A 13,448-nucleotide genomic window follows, 5' to 3' on the forward strand; every position below is an offset into this window, starting at 1 on the left:
GCACAGGCTCTAGGAGCCGGGATTGCCGGAATCTCCGTCCCGCTCCCCATCCTTTCCCTAACCCTTTGGAGAAAAACCCATGACGATCAAAGTTGCAATCAACGGATATGGCCGTATCGGACGCAACGTGCTGCGCGCATTGTTCGAGTCCGGCCGCCAGGACGTTGAAATCGTCGCCATCAACGATCTGGGCGATGCCAAGATCAACGCCCATCTGACCAAGCACGATACCGTCCACGGTCCGTTCAAAGGCACCGTCGTGCTGGGCGAAGGCGAAATCGTCGTCAACGGCAAGAGCATCAAGGCCTTCTCCGAGCGCGATCCTTCCAAGCTGCCCTGGGGCGCGATGGGTGTGGACGTGGTGCTGGAATGCACCGGCATCTTCCGCAACAAGGCCAAGTGCATGCCGCACATCCAAGCCGGTGCCAAGAAGGTCATCATCTCCGCCCCCGCCGACAAGAACGAAGCCGACGCCACCGTCGTCTACGGCGTCAACCATGACGTGTTGAAGGCCGAGCATCAGGTCATCTCCAACGCCTCCTGCACCACCAACTGTCTGGCCCCCTTGGTCAAGCCGCTGAACGACAAGATCGGCCTGGTGTCCGGCCTGATGACCACCATCCACGCCTACACCAACGACCAGGTGCTGACCGACGTCTACCACAGCGACCTGTACCGCGCCCGCGCCGCCGCCCTCAACATGATCCCGACCAAGACCGGCGCGGCCCAGGCCGTGGGCCTGGTGCTGCCGGAACTGAACGGCAAGCTGTCCGGCTTCGCCATCCGCGTGCCGACCCCGAACGTCTCCGTGGTCGATCTGACCTTCGTCGCGGGCCGCGAAACCACCAAGGATGAAGTCAACGCCATCCTGAAGGAAGCTTCCGAGGGCTACTTGCAGGGCATCCTGGGCTACAACGTCGAGCCCTTGGTTTCCAGCGACTTCAACCACAGCACCACTTCCTCCAACTTCGATTCCACCCAGACCCAGGTGATCGGCAATCTGGTGAAGGTGCTGTCCTGGTACGACAACGAGTGGGGCTTCTCCAACCGCATGTTGGATACCACCGTGGCCCTGATGAACGCCCACTAAGCCGGGCCGGGGGCTTTGCGCCCCTCTCTGTTCGCTTGACCGGGACCGCCCACGGGGCGGTCCCAACACATCCGAGGCAAGCTAAATCGAATGAACAAGGTCTTCCGTAGAACCAAGATCATCGCCACCTTGGGCCCGGCTTCCGAGTCGCCCGAGATGCTCGAAAAAATCATCCGCGCCGGGGCCGATGTGGTCCGGCTTAATTTCTCCCACGGCACCGCCGACGAACACCGCGCCCGCGCCGAGCGGGTCCGCGAGATTTCCAAGAAGCTCAAGCGCCATGTGGCGATCCTGGCCGACTTGCAGGGTCCGAAGATCCGCGTCGCCCGCTTCAAGGACAACCGCAAGGTCACCCTGGTGCGCGGCCAGAAATTCGACCTCGACATCGACCTGCCCAAAGACGTGGGCGACGAGACCCAGGTCGGTTGCGATTACAAGGACTTGCCCCGCGACGTGAAACCCGGCGACCTGCTGCTGTTGAACGACGGCCTGATCGCCATGCAGGTCGATACCGTGGTCGGCAACCGGATTAGTTGCACCGTGACCGTGGGCGGCGTCCTCTCCAACCACAAGGGCATCAACAAGCAAGGCGGCGGCCTGTCCGCCCCGGCCCTGACCGACAAGGACAAGCAAGACCTCAAGACCGCCGTCTCCATCGGGGCCGATTATCTGGCGATCTCCTTCCCGCGTTCCCGCGAGGACATGGAGGAAGCCCGCGCCCTGTTGGATCAGGAAGGCAGCGACATGCGCCTAGTGGCCAAGGTCGAACGCGCCGAGGCCATCATCGAAGAAACCCTGATCGGCATCATCCAGGCGTCCGACGCCATCATGGTGGCGCGGGGCGATCTCGGCGTCGAGATCGGCGACGCCCGGCTGCCGCATGTGCAAAAGCACATGATCAAGCTGGCCCGCACCTACAACAAGGTCGCGATCACCGCCACCCAGATGATGGAGTCGATGATCAACAACCCCTTGCCGACCCGCGCCGAGGTGTCGGACGTGGCCAACGCGGTGTTCGACGGTACCGACGCGGTGATGTTGTCCGCCGAGACCGCTTCCGGCGACTACCCGGACGCGGCGGTGGAAGCCATGGCCCGCGTCTGCGTCGAGGCCGAGAAATATCCCCGCGAGCGCTCCAAGCATCGCCTGCACGAGTCCTTCAGCCGCATCGACGAAACCATCGCCATGTCGGCGATGTACGCCGCCAACCATCTGGAGGTCCGCGCCATCGGCGCCTTGACCGAGAGCGGCTCGACCCCCTTGTGGATGTCGCGCATCAGCTCGGGCATCCCGATCTTCGCGCTGACCTCGCACGAAAAGACCTGTCGGCGCGTCACCCTGTTCCGTGGCGTTTATCCCATCAGTTTCGACGACCGGGGCATCCACGACCACGCGGTGCTGAACCGCGCCATCGTCGAGGAATTCATGCGGCGCGGCCTGGTGGACGAGTCCGATACCTTGATCCTGACCAAGGGCGACCTGAGCGGCCATACCGGCGGCACCAACGCCATGAAAATCGCCCATGTGACGGACATCATCGCGGCCGCTCCGGAAAACTGGAAGGACTTATGTCCTGGTTGCGGTAAATCCTAAGAAAATCAAACAGGAGGGAGACAATGCAAGGCCAACACCTGACCCAATTCCTGATTTCCGAGCAACGCCGGGTGGGCGGCACGGGCGAATTGACCCTGTTGCTGACCGATATCGCCGGGGCGTGCAAGGGCATCGGCCACGAGGTGAACCGCGGCGCCCTGGCGGGCAACCTGGACAGCATCGGCAGCCACGAGAACATCCAGGGCGAGGTCCAGAAGAAGCTGGACGTGCTGTCGGATGAAATCTTCGTCAATTCGCTGAGCTGGACCGGCCATCTGGCCGGGATGGCGTCCGAGGAACACGACGAGATCATCCCGATCCCGGAAGGCTATCCGCGTGGCAAATACCTGATTTGCTTCGACCCCTTGGACGGTTCCAGCAATATCGAGGTGAACCTCAGCATCGGCACCATCTTCTCGGTGCTGTTGGCTCCGAACGACAACCCCACCGCCGAGGATTTTCTGCAACCGGGTACGCAGCAAGTGGCGGCGGGCTTTTGCATCTACGGCCCGACCACCATCCTGATCCTGACCACCGGCAACGGCGTCAATGGCTTCACCCTGGACCGCAACGTCGGCGAGTTCATCCTGACCCACCCGAACATCACCATCCCGGAGGACACCTCTGAGTTCGCCATCAACATGTCCAACCACCGCTTCTGGGAAGCTCCGATGCGGCGCTATGTGGACGAGTGCGTGGCGGGCAAATCCGGCGGGCGCGAGAAGGATTTCAACATGCGCTGGCTGGCGTCGATGGTGGCCGAGGTCTACCGCGTGTTGATGCGCGGCGGCTTGTTCACCTATCCGATGGACGAGAAGCTCAAGACCAAGGGCGGCCGCCTGCGCCTGTTGTACGAGGCCAACCCGATGTCCTTCATCGTGGAGCAGGCCGGCGGCATGGCTTCCACGGGCCGCGAGCGCATCCTGGATATCCAGCCGGTCAGCGTCCACCAGCGCGTGCCGGTGATTCTGGGTTCCAAGAACGAAGTGGCGCGGTTGGTTGCTTACCACCTGGAAGGCTGAGGTCTTAGCCGGTCCCGCTGCCCGAGATGGCAAAGCCCGGTCGCGAGGCCGGGCTTTTTTGTGTCCGTGATCGGGTGGGGTCCAAAGCGGGCTTTGGGCTCCGAATATACCGCTCGACCGGGGGGCGGCCGGGGACGCTGGGTCAGGCCGGTTGTTTGTCGGATTGCCCGAGCAGGCTGTGGACCGTCTCCAAGGCCCGGTCCATCAGGGGTTTCTTGGCGATGGGCACGATCCGGGTCTCGCCCCGCGCCATCTCGTGGCAGAGGGTGCGCATGGACTTGACCGCGACCTGGATGCCGCCCTGGTCCACGAAGATGTAGTACGAGGTGTGCGGGCTGAACCAGGACAGCTTGGCCCGGATGCGGGCCTTGGTTTCGGGGACGCCGAACTCGAACCAGGTGCCGAGCTTGACCACCTTGAGGATTTCGGCGTACCGGACCACCTCCGGCGGCAGATACTTGGACGGCGGCTCGGTGGGCGGGAGCGGCGGGTCGATATCGTCCCAGACCGCGCGGTCGGATTGGATTTCCGGCGGGGCGGGGGTGATGTCCAACCGGATATCGGGCAGCGGGCCGGGCGGTGGCTCCAGCAGGTTCCGGGTTTCCTCTTCTTCCTTCGCGCTCAGGAGATCGTCGAACACGGCGTCGATATCGTTCATTACCGCCTTGGTGTTGACTTCGGGGTCGCCGATGAGGGCGAGGCCGTCCTGGATGCGGCTTTTGAGTCCGGGGAGCATGTCCCACAGCTTATACCGCTCCGCCGGGCTGGTTTTGGGTTGCACGCTCCAGATGATATCGGTCACCACCTGGATGCCGTCCCGCCATTGCTGGCTGTCCGGGCCGTTGCGGAGGTAGACCAGCACCAGGAGGTTGGCCCAGGAACCCATGACCAGGGTGTCGATGGTCTTGGGCAGGGGATGGTCCCAGGTCATATCGACCAGCGCCCTGGACACCGCCTGCCGGGCTTCCCGGAGGCGCTCGCGGCCCTTGGCGGCTTCCACCGAACGCTTCTCCATGGCCTCGGAGCGGTGGCCGAACTGGTCGACGAAAGCGGTGAAATCCTCCAACAAAGTGTTGAACAACCGGGTGTCGTCCTCGAAATCCTGGACGACCCGCTCGACCACCCCGCGCATCTTGGCGAAGATGCCTTGGACATCGCCCTCGCCATTGCACAGCGCCCCGGCCTGGGACAGGGCGTTCAGCAGGCGGCGGGCCGGATGTTTGTTGCGGAAGAAAAATTTGCGGTCCAGCATCGCGACCTTGAGGTAGGGCGTATGCAGGTGGCTCAGCAGCGCCTTGGCCGAATCGGGCAGGCTCTTGTCGTTGAGGATGAACTCGAACAGCATCCCCACCAGGTCGATGATATCGGCGTCGGCGCTCGATACCTGTTGTTCCTGCACCAGGGTGGCCAGCGCGGCGGATTGCTGGGCGAAATTTTCCTTGACCGCGTCCAGGGGCATCTGGGCGAACGATACCTGGGCCAAGGACGGGGCGTTGAATTGCAACGCGTTCAGCGAGCGCATCAGGCTGGCGTAATCGGTGTGCATGGCCGGGCTGGTGGCGGTCCGCGCCGGTCGTGCCGCCATGGGGCCGGGCGACTCCGTCGGGGCGTGGCCGGGGAGCGCGGACTCGTCGTCCGGGGGGACGATGGCGGGCAAGGGCTCCCGCCGCCGGTTCGCCAATAAATCCTGGATGCCCTGGAACAACTCGTGTTCCGGGGTGGCTTCGGGTTCCTCGTCCTCGGGCGGGGCGGACGCGGGTGGTTCGACGGGTTCGGGCGGCGTCGGCTTGAGCAGGCTGGAGCCGGTGGTCGCGGCCTCGAAGCCGATGGCCTCCAGCGACAGATGGGGGAGGATGCCGCCCAGGATGAGTTCCCGGTTGTAGGCCTGGTAGAGTCCATCCGCCTGCTGCATGATGCGCCGCTCGAACTCCCCCGCCCATTGGATCAGCAGGTCGAATTCCACCTCCGGGCTCAGGGCTTCCAAGGCGGTCTGCATGGCGTCGCAGATTTGCGCGGGGCAGCCCGGCAGGCCCGGATGGGTCTCGCCCAGCTTGACGCCCCCGGCCAGCACTGCCAGCCGGTGGTTCAGGGCCAGCAACTGGCCCATGTAGGCTTCGTTGGCCTTGCGCGTCACCTCGGCATAGGCCAGGGAAACCTCGTAATCATCCTGGTCGATCAGGCTGAGTTTGCGCTGCTGCTGGGCCACCGGGGTCCTGAGCGGCTCGGCCTGCCCGGCAGCGAAATTGTCGAACCCCTTGGCGATTTCCCCGGTGAAGATTTGCTTGAGGCCGGCTTGGTTGAGCAGGGCGGTATGCATGGCCTCGAAATAATGGCCCCGCTGTTGGTTGGTCTCGGCGTTCTCGGCCAGTTGCAGCATGAAATCGTCCAACTCGTCGAACATAGACTCGAACAACCCGCCGAACCCCTCGACCACCCGGTCCCGGCAAGTCCGCAATAAATCCAGGTAGCGCGGGAGCATGCCTGGGTATGCCGCTTCTGTCGCGCTGGAATGGGTTTTGTAAGAGTCCATCGTATGCAGTCTCGTGATTTATGCTGGGAATTGCGCGGGACGCGGAAATCCGGGCGATGGGGGTTTTATCGGACTGGCCCTGGCGGCGATGCGTGGCCGCGATACATCCGCTGCCGGATCGGGAGGATTCCGCGGTAAAACCCGTATCCCGCGGAAGCGCGTGGCCGGAAACGCAGGCGTCCCATTGGTCGCGACCGGGACTTAGGGTAAATTGCCGGGGTTTTGGGCGGGGCCGGCCAGAGACGCTCCCGAGATATGCCCGCGCACCCCATGGGGTTGGATGATCCCGGTGGCATAGGCCAGCAATAGCAGCAAGAACAATCCGATGGACAATGCGATGCGGACCGTGAGCGCCTTGACCGTGCGCTCGGAGCGGTTGGGGTCTTTGAGCAAGTAATACAGCGCCGAGCCGAGGCTGACGACGATGACCAGGAGTATCAAGAGGATAATTGCCTTCACGGGAAATAGATGCCGATGTGTTTGCTGGAATGCCGGGGGTTCCGGGCTTTGCGCGACGGGGGATGATGTTTGAATCATTATAGCTTTAAACCGGGTTGGGGTATGTCCCTGCTATTTGCCATGGGCTTGGGTTTGTTCCTGGCCTTGGGGATTTGGCAATTGCATCGCGCCGATGAGAAGAAGGCTTTGATGGCCGCGCGCGAATCGCGCGGCCAGGATACCCCCTTGCGCCTGGATGGACAGCAGACCGACCTGGAAGCGCTGCGCTACCGCCGGGTCGTTGTCGCGGGCGAATACGATGCCGCCCACCAATTCCTGCTCGACAACCGGATGCGCGGGCAGCAGCCGGGCTACGAGGTGCTGACGCCCTTGCGCATCGCCGGCAGCGGGATGGCGGTCTTGGTCAACCGGGGCTGGATGCCCCTGGGCCGGGACCGCGCCCGGCTTCCCGACCCCACGCTGGCGGTGGCGGCGGTGCGGCTGTCCGGCGTGGTGGAACATTTTCCGGCGGTGGGGCTCAAGCTCAAGGGGGCGGAGGTGCCCGCGCCCGGTTGGCCCGCCCTGGTGCAGGTGGCGGAACCGGAGGCGCTGGCCGGACGGCTTGGTTATCCGGTGTTGCCGTATCAGGTATTATTGGACGAATCGGCAGGCGAGGGCTATGTCCGCGCTTGGCGGGAGAACCGCCTGACGCCGGAAAAGAATCTGGGCTACGCCCTGCAATGGTTCCTGTTCGCCCTGGTGGCGACCGTGCTGTATATCCGGCACGGTTTCGCCGCCGGGAAACGCGCCGCGAGCCCCGACCCCATCGACCGACCCTGCCCATGACACCACGACCGCATCCCTCCCAATGGCGCAGCCGCGCCGTGATCGTCATCATCGCCTTGCTGGCGGTGGTTCCTTTCGTCCTGGCTTGGTATTACGCCAAGCATCCCGAACTCATCGCCAGCCGCAGCAATTACGGCCAGCTCGCCTTGCCGCCCCGGCCCATCGATCCCGCCGGGTTGCTGAAAAACCCGGTCAGCCCACCGGAAGCCTTGGCCGGGATCAAAGGGCGCTGGGTGTTGCTGCATGTGGCCGCGGGCGGGTGCGGGGCGGTGTGTGCCGACACCCTGCACAAGACCCATCAGGTCCGGTTGATGGTCAACAAAGATATCGCCAGGGTCGCACGCCTACTGTTGGTGCCCGTCGGCACCCCGTTCCAGGCCGACGACGATCTGGTGGTGGCGGGCGCTTCCGAGGCCGTGACCCGCGTCCTGGCCGAAGCCACGGGGGGGCCGTCCAGCGACGACCGGGTGTACCTGCTCGATCCCCTGGGTAACTTGGTATTGTGGTACGCGGGTGGCTTCGATCCCTACGGGCTATTGAAAGACCTCAAGCATTTGCTCAGGGCGTCCCAGATCGGCTGACCCGGACCTTTTCCAGGGCGGCGGCGGGACGACTCCGCCCATCGCGACGATGCGATCCATAACAAGAAACGACAAGCTAGGACCATGTTCAGAAAACTGACCTTTTTAACCCTGTTGCTGGCCTTCTGCGTGGTGGCGGCGGGAGCTTATGTGCGTATTTCCGATGCCGGCCTCGGTTGCCCGGATTGGCCCGGCTGCTATGGCAAGCTATGGGTCGAGCCGCCCCAGCCCGGTTCCGGCGGGGCCGAAGCGGGCTTCGACGCGGTGAAGGCCTGGAAGGAAATGGGCCATCGCTATCTGGCCGGTGCCTTGGGCGTTTTAATGCTGGTTCTGGCGGGGCTGGTGTTCACCGTGCGCGAGAACCGGGGCCGGGCCATTGCCTGGACCTACACCGGGCTGGTGCTGGTGGCGGGGCAGGCCGCGCTGGGGATGTGGACGGTGCGGCTGCATGTGCTGCCGCCGGTGGTGACGGCGCATCTATTGCTGGGCTTGTTGACCCTGGCTGGCTTGTACCGGCTGTTCCTGACCGTGGGACCGCAGTCCGCCCCGGTCGGCGAGACCACGGGTCTGCGCTGGTTGGGCCGGTTCGGGCTGCTGGCCTTGTTCGCGCAACTGTTCCTGGGCGGCTGGGTGTCGTCGAATTACGCCGCGCTATCCTGCCCCGATTTCCCGACTTGCCTGGGCGAACCCTGGCCCGAGGCCGATTACGCCGGGGGCTTCGAGATTTTGCGGGCGCTCGAACCGGGTTATCTCGGGGCTTTGTTGCCGCCGTCCGCCTTGGTCGCCGTGCATTGGGCGCACCGGATCGGGGCCGGGGTGGTGTTCGTGCTGCTCAGCGTTCTGGCCATGGGCGTGACTTCCAATCCCAAGGTGCCGCGTTTGAGCAAGGCCGGGCTGCTGCTGAGCTTCCTGCTGCTGGTGCAGGTCGGGTTGGGGGTGGCGGCGGTGCTGCTGCGCCTGCCGGTGGCGGTGGCCGTGGCGCATAGCGTGGTCGCTGCCTTGTTGCTGCTGGATTTGGTGCATATCCAGTATTTCCTGGGCGTGCCGCGCCGGGCCGAGGTGCCCGCACAACGTCCGCTGCCGGTCGGGCAGGAAATCCCGGTCGGCGAATTACCCACCGAGATCGAGTTGCCGCCGACCTTGGTGCCGCCGCCGCTGGTCGAAGTCCCGGCCCGCGCCCCGGCGGACAACCTGTTCGGCAAGCTCAAGAGCGGCCTCGGCAAGACCCGCGGCGGCTTGACCGGCTTCCTGGCCGATCTGGCCCTGGGCAAGAAGGCCATCGACCGCGATTTGCTGGACGATATCGAAGCCCAGTTGCTCACCGCCGATATCGGCGTCACCGCCACCCGCGATATCGTCGATCATCTCACCGACAGCCTGGACCGCAACCAACTGGCCGACGTGCGGACCTTGACCGCGAAATTGCGCGAATACCTCTACGATATCCTGGCCCCGGTCGATGCACCCTTGGTGATCCCGCCCGAGACCCGGCCCTATGTCGTCCTGGTCGTGGGTGTCAACGGGGTGGGCAAGACCACCACCATCGGCAAACTGGCCAAGCGTTTCCAGCAGGATGGGCATAGCGTGATGCTGGCGGCGGGCGATACCTTCCGCGCGGCGGCGGTGGAGCAATTGCAGACCTGGGGCGAGCGCAACCATGTCCATGTGGTGGCCCAGCACACCGGGGCGGATTCGGCTTCGGTGATCTTCGACGCGGTGCAGGCAGCCCAGGCCCGCAATATCGATGTCTTGATCGCCGATACCGCCGGACGCCTGCACACCAAGTCCAACCTGATGGACGAACTCAGCAAGATCAAACGCATCATGCGCCGCTTGGACGAGACCGCCCCGCACGAGGTATTACTGGTGGTGGATTCCGGTACCGGCCAGAACGCCATCAACCAGGCGCGGCAGTTCAACGACGCCGTGGGTTTGACCGGCATCGCCTTGACCAAGCTGGACGGCACGGCCAAGGGTGGGGTGATTTTCGCGCTGGCCAAGCAGTTCGGGATTCCGATCCGTTATATCGGCGTGGGCGAGGGCATCGACGACTTGCAGGATTTCGACGCCAAGCAGTTCATCGAGGCTTTGTTCGCCGAGTAACGGTGGAGTTGAAACCCCGTCCGCGCCAGGGTGCCCGGTGCGGACGGGGTTTTTTGTTATTGACCAATGGCGTCGATTTTGAAACGCTGGCCACAGTCACCCGCGCCGGGGCTGGCCTCGCCCTGCGCGATCAGGGTTTTCAAATCGCTCTTGGGATCGAGCGGGGCGGGCAGATTGATGGCGACATCGACCAATAGCCCTTTTTTGCAACCCAGGCTTATCTTCTGGCTTGCGCCCACGCCCAGCGCCGTATCCACCTGCTTGAAGAATTCCGCCGTATCCACCGACTGGCCGATATGGTCGCCGACGAAGCGGGCCACGCCGGAATCGTTGAACTCGTGGTCCAGCCGGATCGCCAGCGCGAAATACGCATCGGGCGTCCAAGCCCCGCAAGCGCCGTGCTTATGCCATTCGTGCCGTTCCAGGCAAGAATCGGCGGCGACGCTGGGCATCACCACCCCCAATCCTGCACGTACCGGCCCGCCCAGTTCCACCGGGGGATAAGCGCAGAAGCCGCCCGCCGGTTTGTCCTTCACCGCGCCGCAATAGGCGTAATAGCCCTGTCTTTGGCCGCAGTCCTTTTGGTTGGGCCACAGGCCGTGCAGGGTGAAGTTGCGGGCTTGGAACGCCTTGCGGTCGTCGATCCCGCATTCGGGTTTGTCGCCATGGCTTTCACAGAAAGCTGGCTCCCAGCTCAAGGCCAGGACGTAGCTGTCGGCGTGGTGGGCGATCTGGCAGCTTGCACCGCTGGTGTGGGAAATCGGCGGGTTTTGGGGTGGCCCGGACGCCGTGCCGTCCGCCGTGAAGCTGCCGCAATCCTTTGCCACCCAGCGGGCGGTGCCGCCCACCGCGCCCGGTACGGCGATCTGGTAGTAATCGGGATCGACCGGCTTGTTGAAGGCGAGGACGGTGTAATCGGTGCCGGGTTGGGTTTGGGCGTGGTCCGGGTTGGTCTTTTTGTTTTTCGAGAGATAGGCTTCGCAGGCGCTGTCGGCGTGGAAACTGCCGAGTGGGGCGGCCTGGGCCATGGAAAACCAAGCCGCGCCCAAGGCCAGCGCGGTGCATAAACAATAGGAATGGCGCGTTTGCATTCGGATTCGCTCGTCGACGGGATGGGTGGGGAATCGGCGGATTGGGTTCCGCAAGGATCATCCGGCTTAAGCGGGAATCTGTCGATCAAAACCGGCTGCGGTATCGAGGCTCAACTCAACAATACCGCCACCAGTCCCGTAATGAAAATCCCATCGAACGTCCCGGCCCCGCCGATGGACGCCATCGGCGCGTTCATCGCCCGCACATCCTTGAGCCTGAGCAAATCGGCCCCGATCAACACCCCCAGCGAGCCGGAGATATAGGCCAGCGCGGCGCGGTATTCGCCGCCCAGCCACACCGCCAGCAGCGCCGCCGACACCGGGGCCACCAGCATGGGCATCCCGATACCGACGCCGGGGATCGGGCGGCTCAGCGCATAGCTGATGGCGGCGACCGCCGCCGTCGCGGCCAGCACATGCAGCGGCGGGATCGCCGCATGGCGCAGCAAGAAGCCCGAGAAGAACACCGGCACCAAACAGCCGCCCACGTTCACCGCGATCTGGATGCGGCCCGTGAACGGCAGCAGCGGACGCCGCAGCAGCCCATGGTATAGCAGGTCGATATCGTGGCGCGGCGGGTCCGCCTTCAGGCTGAACAGCGGCAGGTTGATGGCGCTGCCAAGTAGGGAGGTCAGCAGCAAAGTGAAGGCGGAATCGGGGTCTAGCCCTAATTTCTCGAAGCTCAGGGCGATCAGCCCGAGGTTGATGCTGAAGACCAGCCACAGCAGCAAGCCCATGAATAGGAATAGATAGAGGGGCGAAAAGGGAGAACGCATGGGCGGGTGTGGCGGGTATAGGGAAGGGCGGGGCCGCAGCCCTTGGGACCGCGACCCGTGAAGGTCATTCGACCTTGATGGATTGGCGTTTGGCGCTCTGGACCTTGGGGATCGTCAGTTCCAGGACGCCATCCTTGAAGCTGGCCTTGGTGTTCTCGCTATCCACCGCGCCCGGCAGTTGGATGATGCGCTGAAATTCGCCCCGGCTGGTTTCGCGCCGGTGATATTGGCCTTTTTCCTCCTGCTCGTCCTTCTGGACTGTGGCCTTGAGGCTCAGGGTGCTTTCTTCCAAGCTCACTTCCAGGTGGTCCTTGCTGACGCCGGGGAGTTCGGCCCGGACACAGTATTCGGTGTCGCGGTCGATCACGTCCACTTTGGGCATCCGCCCGCCGAAAACGGGGGATGCGCCCAATTCCGGCCAGTGACGGCCTATGAACATGGGCGATAGCCAATGACGCCGGACCTCATCGAACCATTGGTCGAACTCGTCGAGCGGGCTCAGGACTTGGCCCTTCGGGGTTTGGGGGACGGTTTGGTTTTGGGCGGGTTGCTGGGTGTTGAGTTCGGTAGCCATGATCTTGCTCCTTTAATCTCATAACCAACGTGGGGAGGCCGGTTCCGGCCTGTTCCACCCAAAGAAATGGGGGCGGCGGCGGGGGATTTCAATGGCGAAAAACCGGATTGCGATGGGTGTCTTGTATTTACCCCGACATCCCGACATCATGGGTGGGTCAACCGAACTTGGTCAGGTAAAGAGATGAGTACTTATACGATTTATTCCGCCAAAACCCACTTTTCCCGGCTCATCGAGGAGGCTTGCGCCGGCGAGGAAGTCGTCATTGCCCGTGGCAAGCAGCCCTTGGTCAAGCTGGTGCCGATAGAGGCCAAACCGCCCGCACGGGTGTTCGGGGCTATGAAGGGCCGCGCCAGCGTGACCGAGGCGTTTTTCGAGCCTTTGCCGGAGGATGAACTGCGGGTTTGGGAATCATGAAGTTGCTGTTGGATACCCATGCTTTGCTGTGGTGGTTGGATGGGGATGAGCGCCTGCCGGAGCCATGTCGGGAATTGATCGGGGGCGAGGGCAATATCGTTTTGGTCAGCGCGGCCTCGGCCTGGGAAATCACCACCAAGGCGCGCTTGGGCAAGCTACCGGGGGCGGTCGCGGTGGCGGCGGATTTCCGAAAATGCTTGGCCACCCAGGACTTCACGCCTTTGGCGATTTCCCTGGATCACGCGGTGCGGGCTGGAAACCTGCCCGGTCCCCATCGCGACCCGTTCGACCGGATGTTGATCGCCCAATCCCAAGCGGAGGGGGTTCCGCTGATAAGCAACGAAACCTTGTTCGATCAGTACGGGATTCGGCGGGTTTGGTGAGCGC

The 13,448-nt window shown here is 63.7% G+C and carries 13 protein-coding genes; 8 read left to right on the plus strand and 5 right to left on the minus strand.

What is annotated here, in order from left to right; translation table 11 throughout:
• The first annotated feature begins 79 nt into the window (after window positions 1-79).
• The 3 genes from gap to B9N93_RS06120 all read left to right on the plus strand — a co-directional run bounded on the left by gap (window position 80) and on the right by B9N93_RS06120 (window position 3,705).
• The gene (gene gap, locus B9N93_RS06110; protein WP_085211844.1) at window positions 80-1,090 is read left to right on the plus strand and encodes a type I glyceraldehyde-3-phosphate dehydrogenase; all 1,011 of its coding nucleotides are present in this window, start codon (window positions 80-82) and stop codon (window positions 1,088-1,090) included.
• 90 nt (window positions 1,091-1,180) lie between these two features.
• Window positions 1,181-2,683 carry a pyruvate kinase gene (gene pyk, locus B9N93_RS06115; protein WP_085211846.1) on the plus strand — a complete coding sequence of 501 codons (1,503 nt, stop codon included), beginning with the start codon at window positions 1,181-1,183 and terminating at the stop codon, window positions 2,681-2,683.
• Between the two features lie 23 nt (window positions 2,684-2,706).
• Window positions 2,707-3,705, plus strand: a complete 999-nt coding sequence (locus B9N93_RS06120) for a class 1 fructose-bisphosphatase (protein WP_085211848.1) — start codon at window positions 2,707-2,709, stop codon at window positions 3,703-3,705.
• A 142-nt stretch (window positions 3,706-3,847) separates the two neighbouring features.
• On the opposite strand, the gene B9N93_RS06125 is transcribed toward B9N93_RS06120, so the two are convergent.
• Both B9N93_RS06125 and B9N93_RS06130 read right to left on the minus strand, forming a co-directional pair.
• Window positions 3,848-6,184 carry a DUF1631 domain-containing protein gene (locus B9N93_RS06125; protein ID WP_176225152.1) on the minus strand — a complete coding sequence of 779 codons (2,337 nt, stop codon included), beginning with the start codon at window positions 6,182-6,184 and terminating at the stop codon, window positions 3,848-3,850.
• 252 nt (window positions 6,185-6,436) lie between these two features.
• Window positions 6,437-6,694: a twin transmembrane helix small protein gene (locus B9N93_RS06130; RefSeq protein ID WP_254899343.1), complete on the minus strand. Its 258-nt coding sequence runs from the start codon at window positions 6,692-6,694 to the stop codon at window positions 6,437-6,439.
• 102 nt (window positions 6,695-6,796) lie between these two features.
• Here B9N93_RS06130 and B9N93_RS06135 point away from each other — a divergent pair, with 102 nt between their 5' ends.
• From B9N93_RS06135 to ftsY, 3 genes are all read left to right on the plus strand, one after another.
• Window positions 6,797-7,519, plus strand: a complete 723-nt coding sequence (locus B9N93_RS06135; RefSeq protein ID WP_254899344.1) for an SURF1 family protein — start codon at window positions 6,797-6,799, stop codon at window positions 7,517-7,519.
• Window positions 7,516-8,100, plus strand: a complete 585-nt coding sequence (locus B9N93_RS06140; RefSeq protein WP_125468865.1) for a hypothetical protein — start codon at window positions 7,516-7,518, stop codon at window positions 8,098-8,100. The genes B9N93_RS06135 and B9N93_RS06140 overlap by 4 nt, the downstream gene beginning before the upstream one ends.
• Before the next feature lie 84 nt (window positions 8,101-8,184).
• Window positions 8,185-10,203, plus strand: a complete 2,019-nt coding sequence (ftsY, locus tag B9N93_RS06145) for a signal recognition particle-docking protein FtsY (RefSeq protein ID WP_085211856.1) — start codon at window positions 8,185-8,187, stop codon at window positions 10,201-10,203.
• A 56-nt stretch (window positions 10,204-10,259) separates the two neighbouring features.
• Here ftsY and B9N93_RS06150 read toward each other — a convergent pair whose 3' ends face one another.
• From B9N93_RS06150 to B9N93_RS06160, 3 genes are all read right to left on the minus strand, one after another.
• Window positions 10,260-11,294 (minus strand): ribonuclease T2 family protein, encoded by a 1,035-nt coding sequence (locus tag B9N93_RS06150; RefSeq protein ID WP_085211858.1) that lies wholly within the window; start codon window positions 11,292-11,294, stop codon window positions 10,260-10,262.
• A gap of 110 nt (window positions 11,295-11,404) precedes the next feature.
• Window positions 11,405-12,070, minus strand: coding sequence for a DUF1614 domain-containing protein (locus B9N93_RS06155; RefSeq protein WP_085211860.1), 666 nt, complete (start codon window positions 12,068-12,070; stop codon window positions 11,405-11,407).
• Between the two features lie 64 nt (window positions 12,071-12,134).
• The gene (locus B9N93_RS06160; RefSeq protein WP_085211862.1) at window positions 12,135-12,644 is read right to left on the minus strand and encodes an Hsp20/alpha crystallin family protein; all 510 of its coding nucleotides are present in this window, start codon (window positions 12,642-12,644) and stop codon (window positions 12,135-12,137) included.
• A gap of 183 nt (window positions 12,645-12,827) precedes the next feature.
• On the opposite strand from B9N93_RS06160, the gene B9N93_RS06165 reads away from it, so the two are divergent.
• Together B9N93_RS06165 and B9N93_RS06170 are read left to right on the plus strand one after the other, a co-directional pair.
• Window positions 12,828-13,061: a type II toxin-antitoxin system Phd/YefM family antitoxin gene (locus B9N93_RS06165; protein WP_085211864.1), complete on the plus strand. Its 234-nt coding sequence runs from the start codon at window positions 12,828-12,830 to the stop codon at window positions 13,059-13,061.
• Window positions 13,058-13,444, plus strand: coding sequence for a type II toxin-antitoxin system VapC family toxin (locus B9N93_RS06170; protein WP_085211865.1), 387 nt, complete (start codon window positions 13,058-13,060; stop codon window positions 13,442-13,444). Before B9N93_RS06165 ends, B9N93_RS06170 begins: the two co-directional genes overlap by 4 nt.
• Window positions 13,445-13,448: the final 4 nt, after the last annotated feature.

Source organism: Methylomagnum ishizawai (genome assembly GCF_900155475.1).
Lineage (GTDB): Bacteria > Pseudomonadota > Gammaproteobacteria > Methylococcales > Methylococcaceae > Methylomagnum > Methylomagnum ishizawai_A.

Coding starts and splice junctions, on each gene's coding strand:
- gap (WP_085211844.1), top strand. CDS start 80: ATGACGATCAAAGTTGCAATCAACGGATATGGCCGTATCGGACGCAAC.
- pyk (WP_085211846.1), top strand. CDS start 1,181: ATGAACAAGGTCTTCCGTAGAACCAAGATCATCGCCACCTTGGGCCCG.
- B9N93_RS06120 (WP_085211848.1), top strand. CDS start 2,707: ATGCAAGGCCAACACCTGACCCAATTCCTGATTTCCGAGCAACGCCGG.
- B9N93_RS06125 (WP_176225152.1), bottom strand. CDS start 6,184: ATGCTCCCGCGCTACCTGGATTTATTGCGGACTTGCCGGGACCGGGTG.
- B9N93_RS06135 (WP_254899344.1), top strand. CDS start 6,797: ATGTCCCTGCTATTTGCCATGGGCTTGGGTTTGTTCCTGGCCTTGGGG.
- B9N93_RS06140 (WP_125468865.1), top strand. CDS start 7,516: ATGACACCACGACCGCATCCCTCCCAATGGCGCAGCCGCGCCGTGATC.
- ftsY (WP_085211856.1), top strand. CDS start 8,185: ATGTTCAGAAAACTGACCTTTTTAACCCTGTTGCTGGCCTTCTGCGTG.
- B9N93_RS06150 (WP_085211858.1), bottom strand. CDS start 11,294: ATGCAAACGCGCCATTCCTATTGTTTATGCACCGCGCTGGCCTTGGGC.
- B9N93_RS06155 (WP_085211860.1), bottom strand. CDS start 12,070: ATGCGTTCTCCCTTTTCGCCCCTCTATCTATTCCTATTCATGGGCTTG.
- B9N93_RS06160 (WP_085211862.1), bottom strand. CDS start 12,644: ATGGCTACCGAACTCAACACCCAGCAACCCGCCCAAAACCAAACCGTC.
- B9N93_RS06165 (WP_085211864.1), top strand. CDS start 12,828: ATGAGTACTTATACGATTTATTCCGCCAAAACCCACTTTTCCCGGCTC.
- B9N93_RS06170 (WP_085211865.1), top strand. CDS start 13,058: ATGAAGTTGCTGTTGGATACCCATGCTTTGCTGTGGTGGTTGGATGGG.